This window comes from Actinocorallia lasiicapitis, from assembly GCF_054778695.1.
Genome location: NZ_BAAGZI010000641.1, coordinates 1 through 1,922 on the forward strand (window position 1 = coordinate 1; position 1,922 = coordinate 1,922).

The following is a 1,922-nucleotide window of genomic DNA, read 5'->3' on the forward strand; positions in this document are numbered from 1 at the left end:
GCGGCAGCTCGCTGCGGGCCAGCACCCGGTCCGCGCCCTGCGCGAAGACGACGGAGTCGGCGGGCAGCGCCCGCAGGCCCGACACCCCGGCCTCGCCGAGCCCGACCGACAGCCCGGTCAGCACGTAGACGAGGAACGCCACCAGACCGACCAGCGCCCCGACCAGGGCGAACCTGATCTTCCCGTGCCGGATCTCGCGCCACGCGAGAAACCACATGATCGATCACCCTCCCCGCGCCGGCCAGTTGCCGACGCTTCGTCGGGAAAGATACCTACGGGGTGTCGGAAGGGCAAGTTGTCGACGGTCTGTAGGCAAACGGTAGAATGGGAGGGTGCCGAAGATCAGCGAGCCCACCGTCGCCGAGCACAGGGCGCGCCAGCTCCGCACCCTGCTCGACGCCGCGCGCGCCCTGGTCGCCGAGGAGGGCCTGGAGTCCCTCTCGCTGGCGGCGCTCGCCCGCCGCGTCGGCCTGTCCCGGCCGAGCCTGTACGAGTACTTCAGGTCCAAGGACGATCTGGTCGCCGCGATCGTCGACGAGGAGCTGCCGCGCTGGGCCGCGGCCCTGGAAGCGGCCATCGCCGCACCCGACGACCTGCGCGGCAAGCTCCGCGCCTACGCGGCCGTCCACCTCGACGTCATGACCGACGGCCGGCACGCCGCCGCGATGCAGCTCGTCGACCACGCCCTGGCCGAACCGGCCCGGGCCAGGATCCGCGACGGCCACGACCAGCTCCTCCGCCCGCTCACCGACGCGCTCGCCGCCGCGGGCGTACCTGCGCCCGCGCTGCGCGCCGCGCTGATCCAGGGCATGGTCGAGGCGGCCGTCGGCCTGGTCACCCGGGATCCTTCGGCCCGTCCCGCGATCACCGAGACCCTGCTCTCGCAGGCCCTCACCGGCGTCGAGCCGCAGGAGCGCTAAGCGGGCTGGATACGGCGGCGGTAGAGCAGCGCGGTCGCCATCGGCAGGGCCAGCAGGATCAGCAGCCCGGACAGGGCCGCGTACGACAGGACCGAGACGATCACCCCGGCGACGGCGCCGCCGAGCGCGGCCCCGGTGTTCATCAGCAGGTCCGACAGCCCCTGCACCGACGGCCGCAGGTCCACCGGCACCGACTCGGTCAGCAGCGCGGAACCGGCGACCAGCCCGCATGACCAGCCGAGGCCGAGCAGCACCAGCGCGACGCTCAGCCGCACCAGATCATGTTCGCCGGACGTGCCCGCGACCACCGCCGCCAGCACGATGAGGACCATGCCGAGGAGCAGGACGGCGATATGGCCGAACTGGTCGGCGAGCCAGCCGACCAGCGGCGACAGCGCGTACATCCCGGCGATGTGCAGGCTGATCACCACCCCGACGGCGTCCAGGCTCGCGTGCCCGTGGTCGAGATGGACCGGGGTCATCGACATCAGCGCCACCATCGAGGTGTGGCTGACCACGATCCCGGCGACCGCGACCCGCGCGCTGGGGGAGCGGCGCAGCACCGACCAGGCGGCGCGCAGCGACCGCTCCGGGGTCTTGCCGACGCGGTCGCTGCCCAGATGGGCGACCTGCAACGGGTCGGGCCGCAGCGCCAGGAAGATCCCGGCGGTGGCCAGCGCGAACGCGACCGCCACCAGCGCGTACACCCCGGTGTGGCCGCCGAGGCTGTCGGCCCGTCCGGCCATCAGCGGCCCCGCCACCGAGCCGCCGGTGGTCGCCCACACCACGATCGACAGGTCGCGGGCGGCGTGGCCCGGCCGGGACAGGTCGGTGGCCGAATAGCGGGCCGCGAGGGTCGCCGCGCTGCCGCCGCCGAAGAACAGCAGCCCCGCCAGCAGCAACTGCCAGGATTCGACGGCCACCGCGACGGTCGCGATCAGCGCGCCGAGCAGCCCGCATCCGTAGGCGAAGCCGATCGCGGCCCGGCGTCCGCGGCCCGCC

The 1,922-nt window shown here is 73.9% G+C and carries 2 protein-coding genes and 1 pseudogene; 1 reads left to right on the forward strand and 2 read right to left on the reverse strand.

Going from position 1 to position 1,922, the window contains the following annotated elements:
* A pseudogene (locus ACYVE7_RS33260) lies at positions 1 to 217 on the reverse strand (ABC transporter permease); the annotation flags it as partial.
* A gap of 115 nt (positions 218 to 332) precedes the next feature.
* On the opposite strand from ACYVE7_RS33260, the gene ACYVE7_RS33265 reads away from it, so the two are divergent.
* Positions 333 to 920: a TetR/AcrR family transcriptional regulator gene (locus ACYVE7_RS33265; protein WP_460370452.1), complete on the forward strand. Its 588-nt coding sequence runs from the start codon at positions 333 to 335 to the stop codon at positions 918 to 920.
* On the opposite strand, the gene ACYVE7_RS33270 is transcribed toward ACYVE7_RS33265, so the two are convergent.
* Positions 917 to 1,922 (reverse strand): MFS transporter (locus ACYVE7_RS33270; RefSeq protein WP_460370454.1); only part of this gene is annotated, 1,006 nt, incomplete at its 5' end. The genes ACYVE7_RS33265 and ACYVE7_RS33270 overlap by 4 nt on opposite strands.